26 protein-coding genes and 1 tRNA gene are annotated in these 25,737 nt (G+C 57.4%); 14 read left to right on the forward strand and 13 right to left on the reverse strand.

Annotated features, from left to right (window positions below):
- Positions 1–4 precede the first annotated feature (4 nt).
- Positions 5–409, reverse strand: coding sequence for a DUF1330 domain-containing protein (locus tag KEHDKFFH_RS03070; RefSeq protein WP_069185051.1), 405 nt, complete (start codon positions 407–409; stop codon positions 5–7).
- 161 nt (positions 410–570) lie between these two features.
- Between KEHDKFFH_RS03070 and KEHDKFFH_RS03075 the strand changes: the two genes are divergently transcribed.
- Together KEHDKFFH_RS03075 and KEHDKFFH_RS03080 are read left to right on the forward strand one after the other, a co-directional pair.
- Complete coding sequence (locus tag KEHDKFFH_RS03075) at positions 571–1,032, forward strand: (2Fe-2S)-binding protein (protein ID WP_064228131.1); 462 nt, start codon at positions 571–573, stop codon at positions 1,030–1,032.
- Positions 1,029–3,362, forward strand: a complete 2,334-nt coding sequence (locus tag KEHDKFFH_RS03080) for a xanthine dehydrogenase family protein molybdopterin-binding subunit (protein ID WP_104320566.1) — start codon at positions 1,029–1,031, stop codon at positions 3,360–3,362. Before KEHDKFFH_RS03075 ends, KEHDKFFH_RS03080 begins: the two co-directional genes overlap by 4 nt.
- An 18-nt stretch (positions 3,363–3,380) precedes the next feature.
- Here the strand turns inward: KEHDKFFH_RS03080 and KEHDKFFH_RS03085 are convergent, their stop codons facing one another.
- On the reverse strand, positions 3,381–5,468 hold the full coding sequence (locus KEHDKFFH_RS03085; RefSeq protein WP_158253181.1) for a sensor domain-containing diguanylate cyclase: 2,088 nt from the start codon (positions 5,466–5,468) through the stop codon (positions 3,381–3,383).
- Between the two features lie 280 nt (positions 5,469–5,748).
- Here KEHDKFFH_RS03085 and KEHDKFFH_RS03090 point away from each other — a divergent pair, with 280 nt between their 5' ends.
- Positions 5,749–6,696 (forward strand): AEC family transporter, encoded by a 948-nt coding sequence (locus tag KEHDKFFH_RS03090; protein ID WP_104320568.1) that lies wholly within the window; start codon positions 5,749–5,751, stop codon positions 6,694–6,696.
- Here the strand turns inward: KEHDKFFH_RS03090 and KEHDKFFH_RS03095 are convergent.
- On the reverse strand, positions 6,693–7,466 hold the full coding sequence (locus tag KEHDKFFH_RS03095) for a fructosamine kinase family protein (protein WP_104320569.1): 774 nt from the start codon (positions 7,464–7,466) through the stop codon (positions 6,693–6,695). The two genes, KEHDKFFH_RS03090 and KEHDKFFH_RS03095, sit on opposite strands and share 4 nt — an antisense overlap.
- Before the next feature lie 88 nt (positions 7,467–7,554).
- On the opposite strand from KEHDKFFH_RS03095, the gene KEHDKFFH_RS03100 reads away from it, so the two are divergent.
- Entirely contained in the window at positions 7,555–7,830 is a 276-nt protein-coding gene (locus tag KEHDKFFH_RS03100; protein WP_104320570.1) for an acylphosphatase, read from the forward strand.
- A gap of 40 nt (positions 7,831–7,870) precedes the next feature.
- Positions 7,871–8,491 (forward strand): DUF938 domain-containing protein, encoded by a 621-nt coding sequence (locus KEHDKFFH_RS03105; protein WP_104320571.1) that lies wholly within the window; start codon positions 7,871–7,873, stop codon positions 8,489–8,491.
- Positions 8,492–8,563: 72 nt separating this feature from the next.
- Here KEHDKFFH_RS03105 and KEHDKFFH_RS03110 read toward each other — a convergent pair whose 3' ends face one another.
- On the reverse strand, positions 8,564–9,295 hold the full coding sequence (locus KEHDKFFH_RS03110; protein ID WP_104320572.1) for a DUF6639 family protein: 732 nt from the start codon (positions 9,293–9,295) through the stop codon (positions 8,564–8,566).
- Between the two features lie 267 nt (positions 9,296–9,562).
- On the opposite strand from KEHDKFFH_RS03110, the gene KEHDKFFH_RS03115 reads away from it, so the two are divergent.
- The gene (locus KEHDKFFH_RS03115; protein ID WP_104320573.1) at positions 9,563–9,907 is read left to right on the forward strand and encodes a c-type cytochrome; all 345 of its coding nucleotides are present in this window, start codon (positions 9,563–9,565) and stop codon (positions 9,905–9,907) included.
- 110 nt (positions 9,908–10,017) lie between these two features.
- On the opposite strand, the gene KEHDKFFH_RS03120 is transcribed toward KEHDKFFH_RS03115, so the two are convergent.
- Positions 10,018–10,108 (reverse strand) — tRNA-Ser (locus KEHDKFFH_RS03120).
- 378 nt (positions 10,109–10,486) lie between these two features.
- On the opposite strand from KEHDKFFH_RS03120, the gene KEHDKFFH_RS03125 reads away from it, so the two are divergent.
- Both KEHDKFFH_RS03125 and KEHDKFFH_RS03130 read left to right on the forward strand, forming a co-directional pair.
- Entirely contained in the window at positions 10,487–11,017 is a 531-nt protein-coding gene (locus KEHDKFFH_RS03125; protein ID WP_104320574.1) for an isochorismatase family protein, read from the forward strand.
- Between the two features lie 66 nt (positions 11,018–11,083).
- The gene (locus tag KEHDKFFH_RS03130; RefSeq protein ID WP_104320575.1) at positions 11,084–11,743 is read left to right on the forward strand and encodes a cupin domain-containing protein; all 660 of its coding nucleotides are present in this window, start codon (positions 11,084–11,086) and stop codon (positions 11,741–11,743) included.
- Positions 11,744–11,771: 28 nt separating this feature from the next.
- Here the strand turns inward: KEHDKFFH_RS03130 and KEHDKFFH_RS03135 are convergent, their stop codons facing one another.
- The 6 genes from KEHDKFFH_RS03135 to KEHDKFFH_RS03160 all read right to left on the reverse strand — a co-directional run bounded on the left by KEHDKFFH_RS03135 (position 11,772) and on the right by KEHDKFFH_RS03160 (position 16,779).
- Positions 11,772–12,137 (reverse strand): DUF7352 domain-containing protein, encoded by a 366-nt coding sequence (locus KEHDKFFH_RS03135; RefSeq protein ID WP_104320576.1) that lies wholly within the window; start codon positions 12,135–12,137, stop codon positions 11,772–11,774.
- A 110-nt stretch (positions 12,138–12,247) separates the two neighbouring features.
- The gene (locus KEHDKFFH_RS03140; RefSeq protein ID WP_104320577.1) at positions 12,248–13,147 is read right to left on the reverse strand and encodes a LysR family transcriptional regulator; all 900 of its coding nucleotides are present in this window, start codon (positions 13,145–13,147) and stop codon (positions 12,248–12,250) included.
- Positions 13,148–13,167: 20 nt separating this feature from the next.
- On the reverse strand, positions 13,168–13,788 hold the full coding sequence (locus KEHDKFFH_RS03145; RefSeq protein ID WP_241956418.1) for a flavin reductase family protein: 621 nt from the start codon (positions 13,786–13,788) through the stop codon (positions 13,168–13,170).
- Positions 13,785–14,981: an MFS transporter gene (locus KEHDKFFH_RS03150; protein ID WP_104320579.1), complete on the reverse strand. Its 1,197-nt coding sequence runs from the start codon at positions 14,979–14,981 to the stop codon at positions 13,785–13,787. The genes KEHDKFFH_RS03145 and KEHDKFFH_RS03150 overlap by 4 nt, the downstream gene beginning before the upstream one ends.
- Before the next feature lie 3 nt (positions 14,982–14,984).
- Entirely contained in the window at positions 14,985–15,812 is an 828-nt protein-coding gene (locus KEHDKFFH_RS03155) for a CheR family methyltransferase (RefSeq protein ID WP_104320580.1), read from the reverse strand.
- Between the two features lie 37 nt (positions 15,813–15,849).
- Positions 15,850–16,779: a chemotaxis protein CheV gene (locus KEHDKFFH_RS03160; RefSeq protein ID WP_104320581.1), complete on the reverse strand. Its 930-nt coding sequence runs from the start codon at positions 16,777–16,779 to the stop codon at positions 15,850–15,852.
- 188 nt (positions 16,780–16,967) lie between these two features.
- On the opposite strand from KEHDKFFH_RS03160, the gene flgA reads away from it, so the two are divergent.
- The 3 genes from flgA to KEHDKFFH_RS03175 all read left to right on the forward strand — a co-directional run bounded on the left by flgA (position 16,968) and on the right by KEHDKFFH_RS03175 (position 18,649).
- Complete coding sequence (gene flgA / locus KEHDKFFH_RS03165) at positions 16,968–17,669, forward strand: flagellar basal body P-ring formation chaperone FlgA (protein WP_104320582.1); 702 nt, start codon at positions 16,968–16,970, stop codon at positions 17,667–17,669.
- Positions 17,670–17,844: 175 nt separating this feature from the next.
- On the forward strand, positions 17,845–18,171 hold the full coding sequence (gene flgM, locus KEHDKFFH_RS03170) for a flagellar biosynthesis anti-sigma factor FlgM (RefSeq protein ID WP_104320583.1): 327 nt from the start codon (positions 17,845–17,847) through the stop codon (positions 18,169–18,171).
- A 7-nt stretch (positions 18,172–18,178) separates the two neighbouring features.
- A complete protein-coding gene (locus KEHDKFFH_RS03175; protein WP_104320584.1) occupies positions 18,179–18,649 on the forward strand; it encodes a flagella synthesis protein FlgN in 471 nt (156 codons plus the stop codon).
- A gap of 43 nt (positions 18,650–18,692) precedes the next feature.
- Here KEHDKFFH_RS03175 and KEHDKFFH_RS03180 read toward each other — a convergent pair whose 3' ends face one another.
- Positions 18,693–19,424, reverse strand: a complete 732-nt coding sequence (locus KEHDKFFH_RS03180; protein ID WP_104320585.1) for a cyclic di-GMP-binding domain-containing protein, MshE-related — start codon at positions 19,422–19,424, stop codon at positions 18,693–18,695.
- 218 nt (positions 19,425–19,642) lie between these two features.
- Here KEHDKFFH_RS03180 and KEHDKFFH_RS03185 point away from each other — a divergent pair, with 218 nt between their 5' ends.
- The 3 genes from KEHDKFFH_RS03185 (at position 19,643) to KEHDKFFH_RS03195 (ending at position 22,857) form a co-directional block, all read left to right on the forward strand.
- Positions 19,643–20,263: a peptidylprolyl isomerase gene (locus tag KEHDKFFH_RS03185; protein ID WP_104320586.1), complete on the forward strand. Its 621-nt coding sequence runs from the start codon at positions 19,643–19,645 to the stop codon at positions 20,261–20,263.
- Between the two features lie 4 nt (positions 20,264–20,267).
- Entirely contained in the window at positions 20,268–22,151 is a 1,884-nt protein-coding gene (mnmC, locus tag KEHDKFFH_RS03190; protein ID WP_104320587.1) for a bifunctional tRNA (5-methylaminomethyl-2-thiouridine)(34)-methyltransferase MnmC2/FAD-dependent 5-carboxymethylaminomethyl-2-thiouridine(34) oxidoreductase MnmC1, read from the forward strand.
- 73 nt (positions 22,152–22,224) lie between these two features.
- Entirely contained in the window at positions 22,225–22,857 is a 633-nt protein-coding gene (locus KEHDKFFH_RS03195; RefSeq protein WP_104320588.1) for a CBS domain-containing protein, read from the forward strand.
- A 12-nt stretch (positions 22,858–22,869) separates the two neighbouring features.
- Here the strand turns inward: KEHDKFFH_RS03195 and KEHDKFFH_RS03200 are convergent, their stop codons facing one another.
- A complete protein-coding gene (locus tag KEHDKFFH_RS03200; protein ID WP_104320589.1) occupies positions 22,870–25,620 on the reverse strand; it encodes a hypothetical protein in 2,751 nt (916 codons plus the stop codon).
- Between the last annotated feature and the right edge of the window lie 117 nt (positions 25,621–25,737).

The following is a 25,737-nucleotide window of genomic DNA, read 5'->3' on the forward strand; positions in this document are numbered from 1 at the left end:
TGCTTCACACCCTGTTTTCGAGATTGGCGACCAGCCGGGAGTCCTGCAGGGCGGCGGTCCGATGTTTGACCACGCCTTTGTATTCCGGGCTTTCGATCATGGCCATGAAGGCGTCGATTGAGGGGTAGCGGACCAGCAGCACCTGATCCCAGGATTCATCCGGGGGCGCGATCAGCGATCCAACGCTACGGCCAGACCAGATCACTTCCGCGCCTACCGATCTTACGCAGGCAGCGGCCTCTTCCATATACAGCGTGTAGGCTTCACGGCCGGTTCGCTCCGGCGCCTCTTCCTTGTAATTGGCCCGATCGCGGAAGCGCAGCAGATTCAACATGACCACAGGCTGGTCTTTGGGGGTATCCGCCAGGACTTTCTGAAGCTGTTCGGGAGTGGGATTAACGGCGTCCATCCTTATCCTCTTCTTCTCTTGGTTCCGGGGCCTACTATAGCCCAGCCCCGAGGCCTGAGCGCAAGCGATTTCATTACCTTTCATTCAGTTTGCTCTTTTTGCCTTCTCTCTTCGTAAGGCTACAGTGAAGGAGACGCAAAACTCATAAATGAGAGGACAATATGGCCACCCTCACGATTAACGGCGAGCGTTATGAGCTCGACGTTCCCGACAACATGCCCCTGCTCTGGGTGATCCGGGATGTTGTCGGCCTCAAAGGAACCAAGTTTGGATGCGGTATGTCCCAGTGCGGCGCCTGCACGGTTCACCTCAACGGAACGGCAATTCGCTCCTGCGTAACGCCGGTCTCTGCCGCCAGCGGCGAGATCACTACCATTGAAGCCATGGCTGACGACCCGGTTGGCAGCAAGGTCCAGCAGGCCTGGCTCGATCTCGGTGTCGCCCAGTGTGGTTATTGCCAGGGTGGTCAGATCATGAACGCCACCGCCCTGCTTAAAAAGACACCGAACCCCGAAACCGGGGAGATTGTTGACGCCATGGCTGGGAACCTCTGTCGTTGTGGCACCTACAACCGCATTCTGGCGGCGATTGAGCGGGCTTCGGGCCAGGAGGGTGAAGCATGAGCGCCGATGACAACTTGATGATTGCCAACGTCAGCCGTCGCCGATTCCTGATGGGCCTGGCCGGTGGCTCTGCCCTGGTGCTTGCGGCCCGTTGGGATGTGGCCCTGGGCGGCAATGAGAAGGCTCAATTTGGCGCCGGAGCAATGCCCGGCGGCTGGGTGGACGACCCCAACGTATTCATCCACATCGATGCGGATGGCCTTGTCACCATCGTGAACAACCGGTCTGAAATGGGCCAAGGTATACGGACCAGCCTGGTAATGGTCGGTGCCGACGAGCTTGGCGCAGACTGGGATCAGGTGAGAGTCGAGCAGGCCGAAGGCGACCACAGCAAATACGGCAACCAGAATACCGACGGTTCCCGCAGTATGCGCCACTGGTACCAACCCATGCGCCGCGCAGCAGCGGCTGCCAGGCAGATGCTGGAGCAGGCGGCCGCCAACGAATGGGGCGTGCCGGTTAGCGAGGTTCAGGCTGGCGTACACACCATTGTTCACAGGTCTTCAGGCAAGGAACTCGGCTTTGGCGAGCTTGCAGCTAAAGCACGGGAACTTGACGTTCCGGGACGCCATGCGCTGGTATTGAAGCGTGATGATGAGCTCCGTTTTGTCGGCAAGGAAACCGGGCTGATCAACGGTGAGCTGAAATCGGCTTACCCGAAAGCCATCGACGGTGAGGATATTGTTACCGGCAAAGCAATATACGGTGCAGATGTTCCCTTCGATAACCTGCTTTACGCCGTAATCGCGCGTCCTCCCGTTTACGGTGCTACCGTTTCCAGCTTCGATGATACCGAAGCTCTCAAAGTGCCCGGTGTAGAGAAGGTCCTGAAGATTGAGGGTACCGGCCAGCCCGCCGGCTTCAGCCCACTCGGTGGCATTGCCGTGGTGGCTTCCAATACCTGGGCTGCCATGGAGGGACGCAAGGCACTGAAGATTGACTGGGACCTGGAGGCTGCCGGAGACAACGCCAGTTATACCTCTTCCGCCTACCGGGAGTCGCTGGAAAAAGCGGCGCAGCAACCCGGCAAGGTCGTCCGCCAGCATGGCGATCTGGATGCGAGCCTGGAAAGCGCCGCCCAGCGGGTGTCCGCAACCTACTACATGCCCCACATGGCCCAGGCACCGATGGAGCCTCCGGTCGCGACCGTGCGCATCAAAGACGGCAAGGCCGAAGTCTGGGCACCGGTCCAGAACCCGCAGGCCACCAGAGATACCGTGGCCGGACGGCTGGGCCTGGATACGGAGAATGTCACCGTTCACGTTACCCTGCTCGGTGGTGGCTTCGGGCGTAAATCCAAACCGGACTTTGCCATTGAAGCGGCCAGCATCGCGGAAGCTTTCCAAGGCCGGCCAATCAGGTTGCAGTGGTCACGGGAAGACGATATTCACCACGCCTATTTTCATGCCGTATCAGTTGACTATCTGGAAGCGGGCCTGGACGACAACGGTCAGGCCACCGGCTGGCTGCACCGGACCCTGTCACCCAGTATCGGATCGCTGTTTGCGCCCGACCCGAAACACAAAGGTGAGTTTGAACTGGGCATGGGCTTTAACACCATGCCGTTCTCGGTGCCGGCCCTCAGGCTGGAAAATCCACCTGCACCCGCCCATGTGCGTATTGGGTGGTTCCGGTCGGTTTACAACCTGCCCCATGCCTGGGCGATCCAGAGCTTTGCCCATGAGATGGCTGTGGCTGCTGGCAAGGACCATCGGGATTACGTTCTCGACCTGCTCGGCCCGGACCGGGAGATTCACAACCTGACGGTAGGCGATGGCTGGAACTATGGCGAAGACCCGGATCTCTACCCCATCGACATCGGCCGCATGCGCAACGTCATCGAGCGGGCGACCAGTGAAGCCGGCTGGGGTAAATCCCCGGGCAAGAATCGCGGGTTGGGCCTGGCCTTTCACCACAGCTTTGTCTCTTACACCGCGATCGTGTTTGACGTGGAAGTGGATGATCAAGGTGAGCTCACCATCCACCGCGCAGACATCGCCTTCGACTGCGGCCCGCAGGCCAACCCCGAGCGGATTCGTTCCCAGCTAGAGGGCGCTATCGTGATGGGCATTGGCATCGCGCTGCAAAGCGAGGTGACCTTTGAGGACGGTGTGGCGCAACAGGGCAACTTTGACAAGTTCCTGATTCCCCGCATGCCGGATGCACCCAAAATGCTTCGAGTCCATCTGGTGGACAACCCCGACGAAGCCATGGGCGGCGTGGGTGAACCCGGCCTTCCCCCGGTAGCGCCAGCATTGTGCAACGCAATCTATGCCGCAACCGGTAAACGAATCAGGCGTTTGCCGGTTGGCGACCAGTTGAAGGGCTAGAGTAATGGCAGGGCCTCGTCAGAGGCCCTGATCCGTTTCTATGCGGTTGCGCCCGCCAGTTTTTGCGGCGTACATGGCCTTGTCTGCACGAGCCACCAGCTCTTTGCGCTTGTCTTCCGGGCGCCAGGTTGCAACGCCTATGCTTGCGGTTACACCCTCCGGCATCTGTGTGATCCGAACCCCGGCGACTGCGGCAAGGATGCGCTCTGCAAGAACCACCCCGTCTGCCCTTGAAGCACCGGTAGCCACCACAACAAATTCCTCGCCACCCCATCGACCGATATGGTCTTCCTGTCTGAGTACGCCCGTCACATCGCAGGCAATGTGTCGCAGCAATTCATCGCCTGCCTCATGGCCCCAGGTGTCGTTGACCTGTTTAAAGTGATCAATGTCCAGCAGCAACACGCAAAACGGTAGTTTGTGCCGACGGGCCTTCGCCAGTTCCTTGTCCAGCTCCTGCTCCGTTCGGTAGCGGTTCCAGATACCTGTCAGCGAATCATGGCTGACCGCTTCGCGAAGTTTTTCATTGGCTCTCGCAAGGGCCTGTTGTTCCTCCCGTAGCATCTCGTTCAGCCGTGTAATTTCGCTGGCGGATGCAAGCAGTGCCAGATCCTCGCCCAGATCCGCCGCAGCCAGCCGCTCAACCGGTTTCCAGTGTTCACTGGTGCCTCGAACTTCCTCTTGCCAGATGCTGAAGGTGCGGCGCAGATCCCTGCCATCCCCGGGCGAACTGACCAGAGCATCCGCTTGCGGCCGCCCAGCCCAGTAAAATGTTCTATCGTGTTCACGGCGAAAAAACATCAACCAGCCCGCGGAATCTTCGCCCGGCATAGGTGCGGCAAGCATTCCACAGCAGCCATTCAGGTCGAGGCCGTCAGAAACGGGGTCATCTTTGAGGCGTGAGCTGAGCCAGACGCCCTGTCCATGGCGCCGCTCAAGCCGTTCGGCAAGCGTGGCAACGGTTTTCAGGGGTGGCGTCAAGCCAATCTCGGATATCTCTCCCTTGGTTTTGCAAGCCAGACCGCCTGCCCGAAAAAGCGCCAACCACTCGCTGCCGTACTTTTGGAGCATGTCCGAGGGTGACAAACCGGCTTTCACATCCTCTACCAGAAAATCCCTGGACTCCTGCACCTGCAAAAGAAAACTGGACTCCATTCTCGCCTTGAGAAGGAACAACCGCTGAGTCGCCATGGTCACCAGGGTCCGGGCAGCGTCCCTGAGTGTTGGTGGCAAAGGCGTCGGCGTTGCCGAAATGCAGGTCACCATACCCCAGAGACCTGTCTGGCTTACGATGGCAACCGATAGCAGGGACCTGGCATTAAAATCGTCCAGAAAATTTCGCTGGCGACGGGACGGTGCCCGCAACACTGTGCCACTGGCATCAATCTCGCGGACCACGCCTTCAGAAAGCGTAGCCGATGACATGACCGGAATCCCATCCGCTCCAAGGTCAGGAATGCTGCGCACTTCCCTTGCGGCAAACTTTTCCCGCTGAGACTCCGGGTAGTCGCTGGCCGCGAATCGCTGCCCCAATACCGGTGACAGACCTTTGGCGAGGCTCTCAGCAAGGCAGACACCGTGCCCTTCGTCATCAAAATGGAACACCAGAACCCGCTCAAACCGGGTGATGTCGCGCACGCCGGCCACCAGAATCTCTATCAAGGAGTCCGGTGTTGGGGCCCGGGAGAGCTTGGTCAGCCACTGGTTGACCGTTCCCATCAAGCGCCGGTTGCCAAGCGGCGTAATCGGTTCAATCTCTACAACGACTGAGTTGCCGGACTGGAAGGCATTAACCTGCAAACGCGTTTTACGCCCATCAATGACTTTCTGGATTGAAAGCGGACCACTGAGACGGTTGGCTGCGCGCAATTCCGTGCGGATCTTGCCTATCAGCCTCTTCCCGAGGGCATGTTCAGGCCTGTGATCGAGCAAATCATCAACGGCCACCCGCAAATATTGCTCCGCGTTCGCACTGCACTGAAGCACCCGGGCGAGGTCTTTATCGAGAACCAGCAGACAGCCGCAGGGCTGGATGCTGAGGGGTGTATCAGGTACAGACGGCGGAACCGACGACTGGAAGGCCTGAACAAGTGTATCGGATTTCAAGGTAAACGGAGGCTCCAGCAAGGCGTAAATACAATAAACCGGGGCCCTGTCCGTGGAGCACAACATCCCTGCAAAACCGGCGTTGAGATGACTTAATTATACAGCTTTCCCGAAGCCAGCCTATGTCGTTTTATCAACTATTTGGTATGACAGTTATTAGTTCAAGCATCGGACCGTTAATCGCCCCTTGAATAGGACCTTCGTGGCATTCCGGTAGCAGGCTAGGTAGTGCAACCCTTATAATCGGTACCCTCAATATCCTCCTGAACGGCCGGCCGTGATGACTCTGATTGACCTGTTCCTGCAAACGATGGAAACAACGCTGCCTGTTTTTGCAATGGTCTTCATCGGGCTCGGGCTGCGCCGCATTGGCTGGATTGATAACGCTTTCGTGAATACCGCGTCTGCCCTGGTCTTCAAGGCGACTCTGCCTACCCTAGTGTTCTTGAGTATCATCCGTGCCGACCTGGATACCGCCTTCAACCCGGGGCTTCTGGTGTTTTACCTGGGTGCAACGTTGGCGAGCTTCGCGATAACCTGGCTCTGGGCCCGTTGGCGGGTTGTCAGGGAAGATCGGGGTGTCTATGTCCAGGGCGCATTCCGGGGCAACTGCGGCATTGTGGGCCTGGCGCTCGCGGCCAATCTCTACGGCGATTTCGGCCTCTCCGCCGGCGGCATCCTGCTCGGGCTGGTCATAATTTCATACAACATACTGTCGGTGATCGTGCTGGTTGCCTACCAGCCGGGCCAGACCACAGACTGGCGAAAGATTTTTCACGACATTGTCCGCAACCCGCTCATTCTGGCAGTGTTTTTCGCCGTTCCCTTTGCAGCATTGGAAATTACCCTGCCGGGGTGGGTGATGACCAGCGGTGATTATTTTGCCTCCCTGACCCTGCCCCTTGCCCTGCTTTGCATTGGTGCAACCGTTTCGCTCAGTGCAATCCGGAGTGACAGCAGGACCGCGTTCAGCTCCAGCCTGATGAAGATGGTGACGTTACCCACCCTGTGTACGGCGGCGGCCTGGTTTACGGGCTTCCGTGGCCCAGAGCTGGGCCTGATGTTCCTGTTCTTTGCCAGCCCGACGGCAGCCGCCAGCTTTGTGATGGTGAAAGCTTTGGGCGGCAATGACCGGTTGGCCGCCAATATCATTGCGCTGACGACCCTGCTGGCAAGTATTACCGTGACTCTGGGGGTCTTTGTCCTTCGCAGCGCAGGTTTGATCTAGATCTCGCCACGCCCTATGGACTCCACAGTGGCAATGCCTGACTGACAGCCGCCAAGGTAACCACCACCGAACAGGTTGTAGTGGTTCAGGTAATGGTAGAGGTTGTAGATCTCCCGCTTGACGTCGTAAACCGGTGTCCGTGGGTATTGCGCGTCGTAGGCCCGGTAGAACGCCTCGCCGAAGCCGCCAAACATTTGCGTCATGGCGATATCCGCCTCACGGTCACCGCAGTAGACGGCCGGATCGATCAGCCACGGGCCGTCGGTGCCGTAGAGCACGTTGCCATTCCAGAGGTCACCGTGGAGCAGGCTCGGGTGCTCACAGTGGGCATTCAGCCAATTCATCAGCGTGCCCCCGTGCTCCTCCAGAGCCTTCTGGAAACGGCTCCTCTGGCCGCTGTTACGGATACGGGAGACCTGGTAACCGAGACGGTCCCGAACAAAAAACTCACCCCAGTTGTCACACCAGCGATTGGGTTGAGGTGACAGGCCAATGTAATTGTCCCGCCCCCAGCCATAGGCGTTCTGACGCAAACCGTGCATTCTGGCCAGCCCTTCGCCCAGCACCGCGCGGGCCTGATCTGAGCCACCTGAAGACCGGATGGCAGTAATTTCGAGTTCGTTTTCGTCCACTCGGTAAACCTTCGGGACACCGATGCCCGTCACCCCGGCCTCATCAAGTGCGCTGGCGAGGCGTTCCAGTCCCTCAGCCTCACAGATCAGGGCATCGGCATAACCGGTGGTGTTGTGTTTCAGATGGGTATTGGCCATCGGCTTTCGCGCTCCTTCTTGAAGTTGTCCTGCCCGAACCGGTAGATTGAAATAAAGCCTGACACGACAGAACTAGCGGGGGCAAACCATGGAGACCAAACGCTGGCAACTTCTCATATCCGGGCGGGTACAGGGAGTTTACTATCGCGCCTCCACGGAGCAGAAGGCATCCTCCCTTGGCCTCACGGGTTTCGCCCGCAATCTGCCCGATGGTCGGGTCGAGATTATCGCCGAAGGGCCAGAAGACCGGCTGGATCAACTGAAAACCTGGTGCACGGAAGGGCCACCGGATGCCAGGGTGGACGCGGTTGATATTTCCCCGGAGCCCCCGACCGGCGAATTCAGCGGTTTCAGTGTGCGCTAAGCGATGCGCCACAAACTGCCATCTTTCGAAAGGTCAGAGCATGCAAAAAGAAAAGCCGTTTTCCCAAGCCTGCGAGAATAATAAAGCGCCGATTCTGGAAAAACTCACGGAGCTTTTCAAACGGCCGGGCACCATTCTGGAAATTGGCACAGGCACCGGCCAGCACGCAGTGCACTTTGCCAGCCACTTGCCGCATCTGGTGTGGCAACCCACTGATCATCCCCAGAATGTCCAAATCTCCCATGCGTGGATCAACGACTCAAATCTTACCAATATCAACGCGCCCATTGCCCTGAACGTATTGAACGGAGATTGGTCCGGCCTGCCGGCCATCGACGGCGCGTTTTCCGCCAATACGGCTCATATCATGGCCTGGGAAGAGGTGGAAGCGATGTTTCGCGGTGTTGCCGGCGCCCTGCCGAAGGAGGGAATCTTCTGTCTGTACGGGCCTTTCAGCTATGGCGGCCGGCATACCAGTGAAAGCAATGCGCGGTTTGATCTGTCGCTAAGGACACAGGCGCCGCATATGGGGATACGGGATATGGAGGATCTCAAGGTGCTCGGTGAAACAACCGGGCTGGTGCTTGCGGAAGATTTTGAAATGCCGGCCAATAATCGGTTTCTGGTTTGGAGGAACACGCTCTCACGGAGGTTACGATAATCCAGCCGAGGCTTAAACAGATCCAATTGATGCGAGCAATCGGCAAGAGGTGAGGATCGCAACAGCCCGCCGCTAATGAGGTGAGCTAACCCAGTTGTTCAGCAGACGCTGAAAAAAGGCTTGAGGATCAGGATGCGCAGAATAATGTCGATAGGCCTTTACCGCAAAAACCTCAGGTTCCAACTGTAGAAAAGTCCGACTTATCTGCCTCTCATGTTGAAACGCCAGATTATCGAATTTCGCCAGCAGCCTACGTCGTAGCGGTTCGGAAAGAGTCGCGATTTGTACCACATAAGCAATGTACTCATGTGCCTCCAATGAAGGCTTTCGCACATTAAAGTTGGCTTGTGCAACAGCGTGAGCTACCTCATGAACTACGAAACTCTGCCACATTTCTTCGCACATATTCATCCCGAAAGGCGGATGGCGCTGTGCCATTACCTGGGCCTGACTAAAACTGGGAACCTCAATGTGAAATCTCTTGGAATCGTAGGTACCTTTTACCTCTGCGCCATGAAGGCTCAGAGAACGATCTACCAGATCGAGTGTAAACCGGATATTAACCTCAAAACCTTGATGACGCATGAACGCTAGTGCTTTGCCCGCCGCTTCGCACGCCAGTTCCCCATCCTCTGCCCGGTCACTGTTTACGGTAACTCCCGGGACCGTGCACACGACAGCCGTAGCGCCATAGCCCTGAGAATGTATCAGCCAGATAGGTGCAAACAGCAGGCAGCGCAGTATTACTGACGTACTTGCCTTGACAGCAACCTCGGCGATCCTGACCAACAGATATCCCTTCATTGTTCCGACCTATGCCCCTATGCTCACGAGCATAGGCGAAGCTTGGCTACATCTAGAGACTGCTCCTCGGAAACAAAAAATGCAAAATGCGACGCATCCGACAAAGACCAGAACGCCACGATCAGATCAAGGGGAAGCTTTATCGCCTGTGTTACTACACGTGCAGCGTTTCTTGGGCTAGATTTATTTAAGAGTTGGCAGTATTGGTTACGACCATTGGCAGTACTCTCGAACCATCAAATGATGATCGAATGAAAGGATGCCGCCATGAAAAGGATTATTGCACCAACAGCGCTTGCAGGCTGCCTCTGCCTTGGCTCGGTAACAGCACTGGCAGACTCCCACGGCAAAGACATGATGAAACTTGCCGAAGATAAACAGTGCACGGTGTGTCATACCAGAAGCGATGACGTGCCTAGATCGCCATCTTTCAACAGCATCGCCCAAAAATATACGAGTGATGATGCTGACAGGCTGGTTGAGGTCGTTCTGACAGGTGGAGAAGATCACTGGGGCTCGGCGAAGATGCCCGAAATGGATAATCGACCTGAGGTCAGCAAAGAAGAGGCAACAAAGCTGGTTAACTGGATACTTGAGATGCGATCTAAATAAGTGAGAAGCTCTGGGATTCAAGAAAAGGCTTCGGTCGAACCCGCGAGGGTTCTTTCTACCCTGCCAATCGGCCAATAAAAAACCCCAGCATTTCTGCTGGGGTTTTGTATTGGCGGAGAGGGAGGGATTCGAACCCTCGAAACGCTATTAACGTTTACACACTTTCCAGGCGTGCGCCTTCAGCCACTCGGCCACCTCTCCAAAACTTTCAATTCTGCCTGTATTTTTCGCGCTGCGCTTGCGCTGCAAGCGTACTTTCCAGGCGTGCGCGTTATTCGGCACTTTGTGCCTCACCCCTTCGGGGCCGTCGTCGCGTTGCTCCGACGTTCAGTCGGCCGTTCCGGCCTTGGTGTCAGCCACTCGGCCACCTCTCCAATAAACTGTTTCAAATCAGCAACGTCGTCGCTCATTTGAGGGCGCAAACTTTAATGGTTTTACGGGCGGTTGGCAACTCCCTGGCGGAAAATCGTCGAAAAAATTCGTGCCTGGGCGTTTTTCGGTTTACCGGTTGAACAGATTCAGGACTATCGTTAACACAAGACTGACGTTATTCATCCAGATTATGTGGAGACAAATAAAATGCTGATGAAAGCCGAGCAATCGACACTGCTGCTCATTGATGTTCAGGAGAAGCTGATGCCGGCCGTAAGCCACGGCGATGAGGTGGTGGACCGGTGTATCGTTCTGGCCACTATTGCCGGGCTTATGGAGGTTCCTGTGTTGGGCACCGAGCAGCTGCCGGACAAGCTTGGGCATAACGTTGAAGCGGTTCGAGAGTTGTGCGACCAGACCCTGGCAAAGCATCATTTTGATGCCTGCCCGGATGGGCTTGTCGACCAGTTGCCCGAGGGCCGACAGCATATTGTCATTGGTGGTTGCGAGACCCATGTGTGCATGATGCAGACCGCCTTGAGCCTGATTGATGCCGGCTACAAGGTATGGGTGGTGGCGGACGCTACCGGTTCCCGTAACGAATTTGATCGGGACGTAGCGCTGGATCGCCTGAGCGAAAGTGGTGCCCGGCTCGTAACGCTTGAGATGGTGGCGTTCGAGTGGATGCGCCACTGCAAGCATCCGCAGTTCCGGAATATCCAGGCCCTGATCAAATAGAGACATCCGCAGGGCGAGTACGCACGTAAAACGTCGCTTCAATTACAGGTGGTTTCGAGGTTCAAAATGCTCAACATGGACTTTTCCAAAAAGGTCGTCATTCGCACCGCCGAGCAGGAGTGGGTTCCCAGCCCCGCCGGTGGCGTCCTGAGGAAGCCACTGGCCCGAGAAGAAGCCGAGCGGGGCCATGCGACCAGCGTGGTCCGGTATGAGCCCGGGGCGTCCTTCAAGCGACACGAGCATCCCCTGGGCGAAGAAATACTGGTTCTGGAGGGAGTATTCTCCGACGAGACCGGCGACTATCCGGCCGGTACTTATTTGCGTAACCCGCCTGGCAGCGGGCACGCTCCGTTCAGCAAGGAAGGCTGCACTCTGCTGGTCAAACTGCATCAGTTCGACGAACGCGATCGGTCCACGGTGCGCATAGACACCCGTAATACAGCCTGGCTTCCGGGTATCGGCGGCCTCGAGGTGATGCCACTACATGAGTTCGAGCACGAACATGTGGCCCTGGTAAAATGGCCTGCAAACGAGGTATTCCAGCCGCATCGGCACTTTGGCGGTGAAGAGATTTTCGTGCTGTCCGGAGAATTCTGTGACGAGCATGGCCGCTACCCCACCGGTACCTGGATTCGCAGCCCGCATTTGACCCAGCATCACCCATTTGTTGACCAGGAAACGGTCATCTGGGTGAAAACCGGTCATCTGCCGATCGAGGCGACATAAAAAAGGGCCCCGAAGGGCCCTGAAGAGGCTAAGAGATCGCTGTGTGTTGCCAGTTGTGCCGGCTGAACGCGTCGTTGCTTGCGCCTTCAGATACCGGGCTGAAGAGTGCCTCTTCATCCGCGGGAACCGCAAAAACGTGGTACGCCTCAGGGCCAAATGGATCCAGTGCCGTATCGAGGTACTCGAAGCTGTCGGGCACGGGTTCTCCCGAGAAAGCGACTCTGAACTGACGCTCAAGGGCTGGTGTGGTTACACTCAGGGGCTGCTCCACCCAAAGGTAAACGGCCTTGTGGGGCACGATGTATTCGCTGCGCACCACCCTGTAACCCTCTTTGAGCGTGAGCGTGGTCGGCTCTTTGCCCGGTTCCAGACGGAATTTGTGGATGGTTTTCATAGCTGCTGCTCCTCTTTGGGTTGCTGCCTTTCACAACTCAATAATGAACAGGAACACGGTTCGATAAAATAAGCTTTTGTGAGCCTTTATCATCGATAAATTCGATGCAATCAGGCTTGCTGGTTTTCTGCGTGAGCTTCAACAATCGCACGAACGCCCTCATGGGCGGTTTTTCGGCCCCGGGTAATGGCAAATAGCTCATCCATGACGTCGTCGATTGAGGCAATTTGCTCAACCTCGTATTGACGACAGACCTCCTTGCGGATTGATGTCGGCGCTGCAAAAACGCCATAGCCCTGGCTGCCGAACACTTTTATCAGGGCGCTGTCGTCTACCCGGGCTACGAGTTTCATGCGAACCCCATTCAGGGAAAACCAGTTCATCAGTCGTTCGAAATATGGCGCATCGGTGGCGTTGGCCAGGAGCGGCTGACCATTGAGGGATTCCGGAAACCCCTGCTTCAGTTTTTTGGCCAGCGCCGGTGCGGCAAACAGACTCATGCTGGAGCCCGCCAGCGGGTGTACCGTGAGATTGCCCTCCTCCTGCAACTTCGGCATCCGGTCTGTCAGCACCAGGTCCAGTTCCTTGCGTTTCAGGCTCAGTACCAGATCTTCGGTACGGCCCGTCTGACACTCGAGCTGGATGGGGCGATCGCCCGCCATGGCTGGCTGCAGCAAGTAATAGGCAATCAACTTGTGAATGGAAGCAGAGACTCCGGCACGCAGCGTCAGCGGGCGCTCGGACGGATCAAGCCGTAGGGTTTCGGCGAGCTCGCCAGTCAGTGCGAAAATATCGTCGGCGTACCCGAGAATCAGACGACCCAGGTCCGTCAGGATCAGCTTGCGCCTTTCCCTGACAAACAGTCGACCACCCACCGAGGCTTCAAAGGTGGCCAACTGGCCGCTCAGGGTCTGTGGTGCCAGTTCCAGGACTTCGCTGGCCCGGGCAATTGATCCTTCGCGGCTGATCACCCAGAAGTAATAGAGATGGCGGAGATTAAGCTGGTCCATTGCTCTGCCCTGTTCCCGGTTCAGGATGGCCGGGGGATCTTCAGAATCTCACCAAAGGTGACATATTCGCTTCCCCCGAGACGGCCGATCGGGTCAATGGCAGCACCATCGAAGGTCAGGCGGTTCTTGTCATCGTATCGCGCTGCCTCATCCGACACCCACACATGGGTAACTTTTCCGAATACCAGCGACTGGGGCCCGGCACCAATTTCCTTGATGTCATAAAGCTCACAGGCAAAGGCTACATGGCAGTCCTTGAGCCGAGGCAAACCTGAACCTTCGAATTCCACCAGCTCCAGCTCAAGATTTTTCAACTCGGATTCGCCATGAGGCAGAGTTCGTGAGGATTCAGTGACCGCTGCGGCGAGATCCCGGTGAGCGATATGAACCACAAAATGCTTCCTCGCCTCGATATTAACCCGGGTATCCTTGGACACACCTGCCGTCGGCTTTTTGCCAACCGAAATCATCAGCAGGGGTGGATTACTGGTGATCGGCGTGAAAAATGAGAACGGAGCCAGATTGAAGTCGCCGTCGGGGTTTTCACTCAACACCCAGGCCACGGGCCGGGGGATAACCGTCTGGGTCAGGATCTGGTAGGCGTCTTTCGGATCCATACCCTCGAAATCTATAAGCATCATTCTCTCCCGTTAACTGCAGCTTCGGTTGCTCGCTCCCGCAACAGCCACACAGTCATCAACAACCCGTGAATTATAAGGAAAGGCACTGCAACCATGACTAGCCCGCCCCAGCCAATCCAGCTCAGGATGGCGCCGGCCGACAGTGCAGCTGTGGCCTGGGAACCAAAGACCATCATGTCGTTCAGGCCCTGCACACGAAAACGTTCTGCATCGCGATAGCCCTGGGGCAACAGCGTTGTGCCGCCAACAAACAGGAAGTTCCAGCCAACACCCAGTAACAGCAGTGCCGAAAGATAATGATGAAAACTCACGCCACTGGCCGCCAGGGCAATGCAGCCCAAATATGCCAGTAATCCCGCTGCCATCATCAGGGGAATGCCCACAACACGGGTCAGCCAACCGCTGATCAGCGACGGCAGATACATGGCCATGATATGCAGCTGGATCACACGTTTGGCATCGTCGAGGTCATGCCCGGCCATCTCGGTCATACTCAGCGGCGTTGCCGTCATTATGAAACTCATTACCGCATAGCCAATGGCGGCCGCACTGATCGCGGCCCAGACCAATGGGTTGGTGAGAATTTCCCGCATGGGGCGTCCGCCGCCTGGCCGTGATTCCTGTACCCGCTCAGCACCCGCCCGATAACCAGCACCCAGAATCAGCAGGGCTGCACCCTGCACCACCGCCAGCGCAACCCAACTGATCAGAAACGGATACTGCTCCGCGGCGCCGCTGCCCAAACCGGCCACTTCCGGCCCGAGCCAGGCCGCCACCAGGCCACCCAGGAGCACCCGAGCGGCGGCAGAGCCAGCCATGCCCGGTGCCACGGATTCCATGGCTGCAAACCGGTATTGATGAACAACAGCAAGGCCGGTACCACCTACGACAGCCGCAAGACACAACAATGAAAACAGTCCGGACCAGGACGCCGCCGCCCCCAGGAGTCCCGCTACGATGCCCATGATCGCGCCCAGTAGCATCACGCGCTTTCGCCCGATGCGTTCCATTAACCAGGTGGCCGGTTTGATGGCAAGCACGGTGCCAACCACCACCAGTCCCACCGGAAGCGTTGCGTATTCGGGCGCCGGGGCGAGCATTCGGCCCTGGATGCTGCCGATAAAAACAATGAAGGGCGCTGTGCACATGGCCAGCGCCTGGGCGGCAACCAGGACCCAGACATTGAGGGGCATGGGCTACTTTTTCCTGTAGATGATGCCGGGATGGCACTGCACCATCTCGTAAAGGTGGGGCAAGCCGTTCAGAGACTCGGAGGCACCCAGGACCAGGTAACCGCCCGGATTCAGGGTGGCGTGCATGCGGGTAAGAATGTCCTTTTTCAGATCCGCGGAGAAATAGATCAGAACATTCCGGCACATCACGATATCAAACTTGCCGAGCATGTAACGCTCCAGCAGGTTCAATTCCTTGAACTCCACCATGCTCTTGATCTGCGGCTTGATCTGCCAGCCACCGTTGAGGGACGGAGTGAAGAACTGCTTTTGTCGCTCTGGTGAAAGGCCCCGGCCAATGGCGATCATCTCGTATTCGCCCTTGCGGGCTACTTCGAGAACGCTTTTGGAGATATCCGTGGCGGTGATTTTCACATCACGGAGCTTCCCGGGCCTTGCGCGCCGGAACTCCTCCACGATCATGGCGATGGAGTACGGCTCCTGGCCTGTTGAGCAGGCCGCCGACCAGATTCGAAGTGGCTGGCCAGAATTGCGTTCAGCGAACTCGGGAAGCAGCTTTTCCTGAAGAATCCGGAAAGGGTGATTGTCACGGAACCACAGAGTTTCATTGGTTGTCATCGCATCGATGACGACTTCCTTGAGGCCGCCCCGTCCGGGACGCTTGAGGCGCTCAAGGAGCTCACCCAGGGTGTTCAGGCTGTTCTCTTCAAGAATCCTGCGCAATCGGCTTTTTACCAGGTACTGTTTATTCTCGCCCAGTAAAATCCCACAGGCATCCTGCAGGAACGATTTAAAGGCTTCATATTCCTGTGGCGTTATTTCCGCTTTCATTGGATCTCTGTTCTGAGTGAATCTTTGAGCGGCCCCATCAACCCTGGTCGATGATCTCCATCACCCGCTCTGCCAGTTCGTCCGGACTGAACTTTGCCATAAAGTCGTCGGCTCCGACCTTCTTCACCATAGCCTGGTTGAACACACCACTGAGTGAGGTGTGGAGCATTACAAACATGTCTGCCAGGGCCGGGTCACCTTTCACCTTGGTGACCAGGGTGTAACCATCCATTTCCGGCATCTCCACATCAGAGATGATCAATGAGAAGTGATCTTTTGCTTTCGACCCGTCAGAAGTCACTTCTTTCAGGTACTCGAACGCCTGCTTGCCATCGTTCTTCGTGACCACTTCCATGCCGATGGCGGTCAGACAACGCTCTATCTGCCGACGGGCCACGGAAGAATCATCCACCACCAGTACCGGAAGGTGGCCAGGTACCCGCTCGGCGCTCTTGCTCAGAACGGCCTCGGTGACATCCTCCCCGAGCGGAGAAACTTCTGCAAGAATCTTCTCTACATCTATGATTTCGACCAGCTTATCATCAATCTTGGTAACGGCGGTAAGGTACACATCCCGGCCTGCGCCCTTCGGGGGAGGCAGGATGTCCTCCCAGTTCATGTTCATGATCCGGTCGACACCGGTTACCAGGAAACCCTGTGTTTTGCGGTTGTACTCGGTAATGATGACAAAGCTGGTAGCCAGCTCTTCCTGGGGGATACCGGGCAAACCAATGGCCATACTGAGGTCGATGATCGGGATGGTTTCACCCCGGATATGCGCGACGCCTCTCACCGTTTGCCGGCTATTAGGAATAGACGACAGCCTGGGGCACTGAAGGACCTCCTTGACCTTGAAGACGTTGATCCCATAGATCTGCCGTCCCCTGAGACGGAAAAGAAGGAGTTCAAGGCGATTCTGCCCGACCAGCTGGGTTCGCTGGTTCACACTGTCCAATACCCCTGCCATTTTGGTTCTCCTGGCTTGCCGGAATTACAACGGCATATATCTTGCTGCTCACTGAATTATGGTCTGATCGACGGGATTCCGTCATATCAGTCGCGGATCAGCCAATTTAACGGCCACTTGCCTCGAATCCTTAGCGTGATCCGGGCTTTTCTGCCCTGATAATGACAGCATAGGACAAACTGATACGTATGCGCATCACCAATTTCGCCCTACTACTGCTAATGTCTGGCTTGAGCGGCCCGCTCCTGGCTGCGACCACCGCTGAGCAGATTCGCAATGCAACTCTGGAATTTCTCGACAACTTTGCCTCTGAACAGGCCAAAGAAGGCTACACCGTTTCCTTCGAGCCAGGTTCGATCGACAACCGGCTTGCCCTCGCCGAGTGCGAGAAGCCTCTGAGTGTCGAATTCAGCGGAGATCCCTGGAAAAGCACCAGTCCTTCGATGCTGGTGGCCTGCGAAGGAACACGCCCCTGGCGGATGTTTGTGACTGCGTCCGTTTCTATCCACGGGCCAGCCCTGGTGGCGGCTCGACCGCTCACGCGGGGAAAACGAATTACCGGTGACCTGCTGAGGCGCCAGTCCGTTGAAGTCAACGCTTCCAGGCGCGGCGTTATCACCACCACCGACCAGGCCATTGGCATGCAGGTGCGGCGGGGGATCAACGCCGGTTCGCTGATCACCCCGGACATGCTCTCTGCCCCGAATGCGGTAGAACGGGGTGACCATGTTATCATCACCGCCAAAACGGGTGGATTTTCAGTGCGTTCCCGGGGCAAGGCCCTGGCAAATGCGAGCGTTGGCGAACAGGTTCTGGTAGAGAATCTGCGATCGTCCCGCACAATAAAGGCCAACGTTGTTGCGCCCGGTCATGTCGAAATTCCGATGTAGGACGGGTTCGGCAAAAGCTTGCCGGAACGGCAAAGCGCTGCCACAAACCCGGCAATAAAAACAGACGAAAAAACGACTGAAAAGTACTAAAGGTTTTCGCGGCGCCGCCGATAAGAAGACATAAACTCGAGTAAGTGCCGCACTAACGTGGCACGACAGGCAAGCAGGTACAGATATGTCAGTTGACTTAAATGGAATTGGCCCCGGCCAGGTCAACACCCAGAGAACCACGGCCGATAAAGGCGCCGGCACTCAGAATACCCAGCCGGCGACCAACGAACAGGCGAAAACCCAGGCCCAGGGCGCCCGGGGTGAGAACGTCAGCCTTAGCAATCAGGCCAAGAATCTCAAACAGCTCGAACAGAAGCTGGGCGATTATCCGGAAATGGATGATGATCGCATTGAGCAGATCCGCTCCGCTCTGGAGAATGGCACCTACAAGATTGACGCCGAGAAACTGGCCCAGAAAATGCTTGAGATGGATGAAAGCATTTTCGGGTGAGTAAATCATGGCCGCAATTGATGATCTGAAGAATCTTCTTTCCCAGGATATCAGCCAGCTGGAAACACTGGCTGATATTCTCGAAAGGGAAAAGACCTGCCTTGCAAGTTCCGACCTCCGCCAGTTGGAAGCTCTGACCAAAGAGAAGAACGAGCTACTGGGTGCCGTTCGTGAACGCGCCAAACAGAAAATCCGGACATTGGTCCAGATGGGGTATCGCCCCGAAAGCGGTGAGCCTTCCCGGTTTATCCGCAGCGCCGGTTTCTCGGAGCTCTTCCAGCTCTGGCAGGATGCGGACCAGAGACTTCGCGCCTGTCAGACCCTGAACCAGACCAACGGCCGGGTGATCAGCCATCTGCAAAAACGCCTGTCCAGGCTTACCGACATCTTCCGTGGTGCCACCGGCCAGCAAAAACTTTACGGCGCCCAGGGGCAGCAGACCACGGTATCCAGCAGCACGGTACTTGCCAGCGCCTGACGATGGCCCTGGCGAGCCAGGCCGGCAGTATGATCAGGTATAGTCATCGGGTATAGATGGTCATCCGGGAGTCCGGATGAAAACGGATGTCATGGATACTCACGTTACCGATTGAAGCACCCTGGCTGCCGCTGACCCGGATATTGTCCATCCGGATTTCCTCGATACGCTCCGGGAACGCCAGCATCAAAGCGCCATCTTCCCTGACCCGGTAACGGGGCTCCCCCTCGCGGTAGTGCACGCCAGAAATGCTCAGGTCTGAATCAATAAAGTTCAGAACCGGTACGAAGATGTTGGTGGTAAGCTTCAGACCCTCGATGACATCCGCCGATCCGTCGCTCGCCGGATTCTCCGCCATACTGCTGACAACGCCGATACGCTCCAGCAGGGTCGGATCCCCCTGGCCGGAAATTGTCGCCAGTTCACTTTCACTCAGTGGGGCCAGATTTCCCCTTTCATAAAGCTCTCCTGCTTCAAGCGCCGATTGTGACGCTTCAGCCGAATTGCTCGCCGCAAAGGTAACCAGGGGCTGAAATGGCAGCGTCACCATCGTGACCAGGGCTGCTGCATTACGATAACGGGATTGGTGCTTGAGGACCCGGTAGAGTTCCTTTTCGCTGATCCAGCCAGCCTGGATGAACACCTCACCCAGGCGTTGCCCGGTTTCACGCTGAAGCCTCAGCCCCTCATCCACCTGCCCTTCAGACAGATAGCCACGATTGATAAGCAGTCGCCCGAGGCGTGATTTCTCTTCAAATCCCTGACGGATTCTCACCCAGTGTCTCCTTTTGAACAGTGAAAACCGTACAACCCGGCCCGGCCAACGTAATCCATGACTTCCGATACCCGGAAGGTTAGACGATCACGACACAATGTGCGTGGATACAGTCACCGTTTTACCATCACCTTCTGGTAAGATCTGGCACCTGGTAACAGAATTCGCTGAATTGTCGCAGGAAAAACACCTGCGAATAACACAGAGAGCGGTTGCAAATGACAAACAAGGTAAAACCCCTGAAAACTGTGACTCCCGTACTGCTTATGGCCCTCACCTTGCTGATGCCGGCCTCCAGGGTAATGGCCCAGAGCAACGACCAATCCGCCAGCGAACTTCTGCCAATGGTTCGTATGGTGACCAGCGAGGGTGCCATTGAACTTCAGCTACGGCCGGATGTCGCCCCGGAGACAGTTGCCAATTTCCTGCAATATGCCCGGGACAGTTTTTTTGATGGCACCATCTTCCATCGTGTCATTCCCGGATTCATGATCCAGGGCGGTGGCTTCACCGAGGACCTCTCACGGAAATCGACCCGGGCGCCCATCCGCAATGAAGCGACAAAGACACTGCCGAACCTCCGTGGAACCATTGCCATGGCGCGGACCAGTGCACCGGATTCGGCAACCTCCCAGTTCTTTATCAACCTTTCTGATAATGGGTTCCTGGATGCCGGCGTGCGCGGCCCGGGCTATGCAGTTTTCGGCAAGGTTACCCAGGGCATGGGCGTTGTCGACGCCATCGCCCGCAAGCAGACCACCCGGAAACAAGGCATGGCTGACGTGCCGGTTGAACCTGTAACCATAGAAACCGTCACCGTGGTTGAATCCGAAGGCTGACAACGTGACACGGCCACCACTGCCCCCGGCGATCGAGCCCGCTGAACTTGTCTGGCACGATGGGGTCCCGGAATCGGAGCGGTTTGGCGATGTCTACTTCAGCCGCGACAATGGCCTGGAGGAAACTCGCCACGTTTTTCTCCTGCATAATCATTTGCCGGAGCGTTTCTCTCAGATTCCCGAGGGCGGAAGTTTTGTTATTGCCGAAAACGGCTTCGGGACTGGCCTGAACTTTCTGGCAGCCTGGCAGGCCTGGCAAAGCCACGCGCCAGTCCATACAGCTACCCTGCACTTTGTCTCCGTTGAACGTTTCCCCCTGACTCGGCAAGACCTTACCCGGGCCCTGGCTTTGTGGCCGGAACTGAAAGCGCTGGCTGACGAATTGCTGCTCCATTACCCGCCACTGGTGCGAGGTGTTCACAGACTGGTCCTGGCCGGAGGACGGGTTCGACTGACGCTGTTTTTCGGCGACATCAATGACGCCTGGCAATCCCTCGATTTTCACGCCGACGCCTGGTTTCTGGACGGTTTTGCCCCTGCCCGCAATCCGGACATGTGGCTGGAAAACACCATCCGCCAGGTCCGAGCCCACAGCAAGCCTGGAACCACCCTGGCGACCTTTACTTCAGTTGGCCGGATCCGTCGCGCCCTGATGGACGCCGGATTCCGTATGGAAAAAACCTCCGGATACGGCCGCAAACGGGAAATGCTGAAAGGCATCCTGGAGGCGGAGGTCCCGGTTCAACTTGAGAGGCCCGGGGCCACTGCCATCCTGGGTGCGGGCATTGCAGGCTGTACCCTGGCTCGCAACCTCGCGGAGCGGGGCCACCCGGTGACACTCGTCGATATTCATGGGCCGGGAGCGGGAGCTTCCGGAAATGCCCAGGGCGCTCTGTATGTGAAGCTTGGGGTGGAGTTCAACGACCAGACTGAACTGGCCCTCACATCCCTGACCTTTGCCCAGCGCTTTTACGGCAACTGGCGCGGCCAGCACTGGCACCCGACCGGGCTGCTCCAGTTGGCTCACAGCCCGCAGGAAGAAGACCGACAGGCGAGATTCCTTCAGCGCAACGATTATCCCCAGGATATTTTCTGGCCCGTCAACCAGGAGCAAGCCACTGCGCTTGCAGGCGTGCCGACACAATCTGGCGGGCTCTGGTTTCCCCGCAGTGGCTGGCTCGAACCGGGAAACCTGTGCAAAGCCCTGGCGGACCACCCGCTGATATCGACTGCGTTCGGAGTTGAGGTTAGCCGGCTGTTGCCCTGCAACGGACAGTGGCACATCTCCATGGCAGAAGGATCACCCATCGTGGCTGACCGGGTGATCCTGTGCTCAGGTCATCTAAGCCCGGACCTTATCCCGGTAAAGGGCCGCTTCCGGCTGAAGGCCATACGTGGCCAGGTGACACACCTTCCGACATCGGCCATCATGAGCCCGAAGGCTGTTATCTGTGGCAATCGGTACATGAACCCGAGTCTCGGCGATTTCGCCGTAACCGGGGCCACCTTTGATCTGCACGACAACAACCCGCTGCCCGCCACCGGAAGCCATGAAGAAAACATCCGCGAACTCGGCTCAATGCTGCCGTCGCTGTTTTCTTCCAATACCGACAAGCCAAGTGCCAAGGATCTGGATGGTCGGGTTGCCTTTCGCTGCACGACACATGACTACCAGCCCGTCGCAGGCCCGGTGTTTGATGGCGAAGGCGCTTGTCTGGATGACCTCTACCTGTTTACAGGCCTTGGCAGCAAGGGCCTGAGCTACGCTCCGCTACTGGCCGAATATCTGGCCGACCAACTTACCGGGCAGCCTGCGTGTCTTCCGGCGAACCTGGTCAAACGTCTGGAAACCCGACGCCTGTACCAGACCGATATGGCGGTTTCGTAATAAACTCCCTCTGAAGTTCCCGGTCAGACTGCCGATAACCTCTGTAAGAGTGGCTTAGTCACGGAGAGAACCCATGTCCATTTATGTCAGCGAACCCGGCCGCCCGGTCGGAACCCGGCTACCGGAGACATTCCGGGCAAGGCCCGTGGGCGATGTCACTGAGCTGGCAGAAACCCAGGCCATCAATCCGGGCAGGAGTGAGGCAACCGACGCCGAGTTTCAGCAGGCAGCCAATGCCGGGCGCTATAAAGCGCTGGAGGAATACGGCGCAGCAGCAGCTGGCGAGCGCCGTGAAGACCGCCCTTACCTGCCCGTGTCCAGTATTTCGTCACCGGCACTGTACACCGTGCCTGCTTCAGCAACCATTTCCGAAGCGCTATCAGTGATGGATGAGCACCAGGTTCATCACCTGGTGATCATGGCGGAAAATAACGTGGCCGGCCTCGTGGATCTTCGCTGGCTCCTTGGCTGGCTTCACGAACATGAGGCCGACGCCATGAGCCAGAGCCTGGTTCATATTGAACTGCCCGCCTTCCTGACGGCCTCTCCCGAGACCGATGCCCACCAACTGGCAAGGCTGATGCTCGCCCACCAATTGAATGCCGCTCTGGTGGTAGACGCCAGGGGCGCAGCCGCGGGCATCGTAACCAGCACGGACTACCTGAGGCTCTACGCCAGCGCCGGTCGCCATGAGGGGACGGTTTAACTCCAGGCTGGATTAGTTCAAGGGCGTCAGCGACTGGCCCTCGGGGCTGAACAGGAGCACGTACCAGTTGCCGCCCATTCTGCTTAGTGCCACGATCTCGTCATCCCGGTAATTCTCCAGATCAAGGATTTCCGAATTGTCCACGGCGAGCTGATAGCGCCAGTCATTCCTGAACCCGGAGTCTTCATCCTCCGTCTCCGCCTCTGGAACCAGCGATACCCGGGCAACAATGCCCTGCTCCATGCCGGACACCACGCCGCCACTGGCAAAGTCTCCGTCCGTGGCGCCCGAGACAACCATGTCGCCGTCAAAGGCGGTCAATCCCTGAAGCGTTTCATCGGCCTGATCGTTGTCGTCATTAAGGGAGAACGCTCGACCAACGATGCCTGATGAGGAATAACCCAGAAGAAAGCCGGCGGTGCTGGAAAGCGACTCCCGCTCCAGTTGAGGGTCCTCTTCGTCCTGCTCCAGCACCGAGTACAACCCATCACTGGCGCCGATCAGCCAGAGCGTGCTGCCCTGAAACAGACCACCGGAAACCGGTTCATCCCCGGCCGTGCCCACCTGGTTGACACTGAGCTCACTGGTTGCACTGGACGCGTTGAAGAAGAAGGCGTCGATGCCACCTATAACCGGAGCCCCTTCCACAGAGCCCGCAGCGGAACCAAACAACCCCGGGCTGATGGACTGGGTACTGCCCCCCGCGACCCTGTCATCGGCAGCCGAGCCGGCCTGGCGGGACCAGGCCACAGCGGGCTGCTGGGTATTGCCGTCAAGTTCGGTGTCAATGCGCTGAAGGAAGCTGTCGATGCCACCCGATGCCTGCTGCTGATCAAACACGCCATTGGTCTCGCCTGCCAGCACCACATAACCGGTGTCCCGATTGATTCCGGCCCAGCGCACCTGATCGTCGGCATCCGTTCCCGTCCGGATCGTCCAGGTTGGAATGTACTCGCCCCCGTTGCTGGCTGAATCAAACCAGTACAGGGATGTTACGGCATCCTGGCCACCAATTGCGGTTGTGCCCTCAACCGTCTGGTCAGTGCTGTATGCAACAACAAACTCGAATCGGTCTACCTTGGTCCCGCCCTGGGTCACCTTACGCTGCACAACGTTGATGACCGGATCTGGCGCGATCAGGCTGTCACCGGCGGAGGATATGGCCACCTGCTGAAGCTTCGCACCACGTTGGTCGAAAATCCGCACCAGCACCCTGTCGTTATCCTGGCTGTCGTAGCCTGCAACAAACAGCCTGCCGTCGTGACCCACGGCAATGTCCGTGGCAACGAAACCATCACCACTATTCAGCACCAGGGGCGATGTCAGCTCGTTAAGGCTGACCCGGATCAGGTTTTCCGATTCAGCGCGGGCATAGTCTTCGCGGCCGGCCTGGAAGTTCTCATTGGTGCCCAGCAATATGAACCGGTCACTGAAGGCCGGATTGGCGTAACTGCCCGCGGGTACCCGGATCCGGAAAGACACTTCGTCGGTCCCCTCAGGGAAAACCAGTTCGTCGTTCTCAACCCAGTTGCCCTCTTCCAGCCGCTCGATAACGAACTCGGAATCAAGCCGCGCCGTGGAGTCTTCGGTATGGCTCAGTTTGGCCAGGATATCCCGGTCTCGGTCGCCGGAGAGCCTGGCAACATACTCACGCACATCACCAACATTGAGAGTGTCCCTGCCTCCCCCTTTTACAGTTTCCAGGGTCAGAACGGGCTCGTTATCCTGAATGGACAGATTGGTGACCACGCCACCGTTACCGCTTCCGAGACCCGCCAGACCGGAACGCACTTCAGTCAGTGCCAGCCTGAGGGATTCAACGGGCTCCGGGAAACTGTCCTCGACCACCTCAAGTGGCAGGTAGCATTCGGTGATACCGGGTTCGAGCGTGATTACACCACGGGTGTAGAAGCCCTGCTCATCAGGCTCATAGTCGATATAGTCGAGTTCGCTCTCGCCGGTCTCATCCCGCGGCAGCGAACTGTTGCTGCCCAATCCAACGATGTCCTCGCCGAGAATGGCATCACCTGCGTTGGAGGCACTGTGGTCACAATTCTGGTGTGGAGGCGAGAATCCGACGTCGCAACTGGACGCGTCGTAATCTGACAGAAGCTCGAAGGCGACCGCAACGCGGGTTACCGAGGGTTGATCCAGGATAACCTTGACGTAAACGCGGCGCGTCGGAAGTGTCAGATCCCTGGTGCCGGACACCGAGCCGTCATCGTTGTACAGGTGAACGGTAAAGCTGTGCTCACCCTCGGTTTCCAGATCCGGCAAGGCGCACTGTTCACGGTTGCTAGCGGGGATTTCCGGGCTCTCACCCTCCGTGAACGGCTCGGCGTCCAGTGACATCACGTTGTATTTCACATCGATATCGAACGGCTGGGCGCCGGCCATGCGGCCGTCGGTTGTTACCAGATTGATGCCTTCGGTCTTACCCAGATCGGCTTCGCCTCTGCTTCCGCCCGTGAGACCGGGAACACCGCGCATAATGATGCCCTGGCGGGCCTTGTTGCTGGTGTCCTCAAGCGCCAGCCAGGACGGCGCATTGGTGAGGGAGTAGTCAAGGATGTCTTCGCCACCGTAGGCCCCGAAGTTGTAGGAGTACTCAACGCCGAGATAGGCAAACACCGGGGGTACGCCGAGAATGGTGGGCTGATCCGGATCTTTTTCCGTCTTGCAGCCAGACAGTCCAAGCGAAAGCAGGACCAGAACGACACGTTGGCGAACGGGATGAATGCGGGAGTAGAAATCGGCGCCCATGAAAAAATCCGTTTCAATCGTTGTTGTTATGGCAGCGACCGCCCGGATGAAGCAGAGAACACCGGACGGTTTACACACCGTTACAGAACAACGCCATGGTAGCCAATTTGATACGCA

Source organism: Marinobacter maroccanus, from assembly GCF_002933275.1.
Classification (GTDB): Bacteria; Pseudomonadota; Gammaproteobacteria; order Pseudomonadales; family Oleiphilaceae; genus Marinobacter; species Marinobacter maroccanus.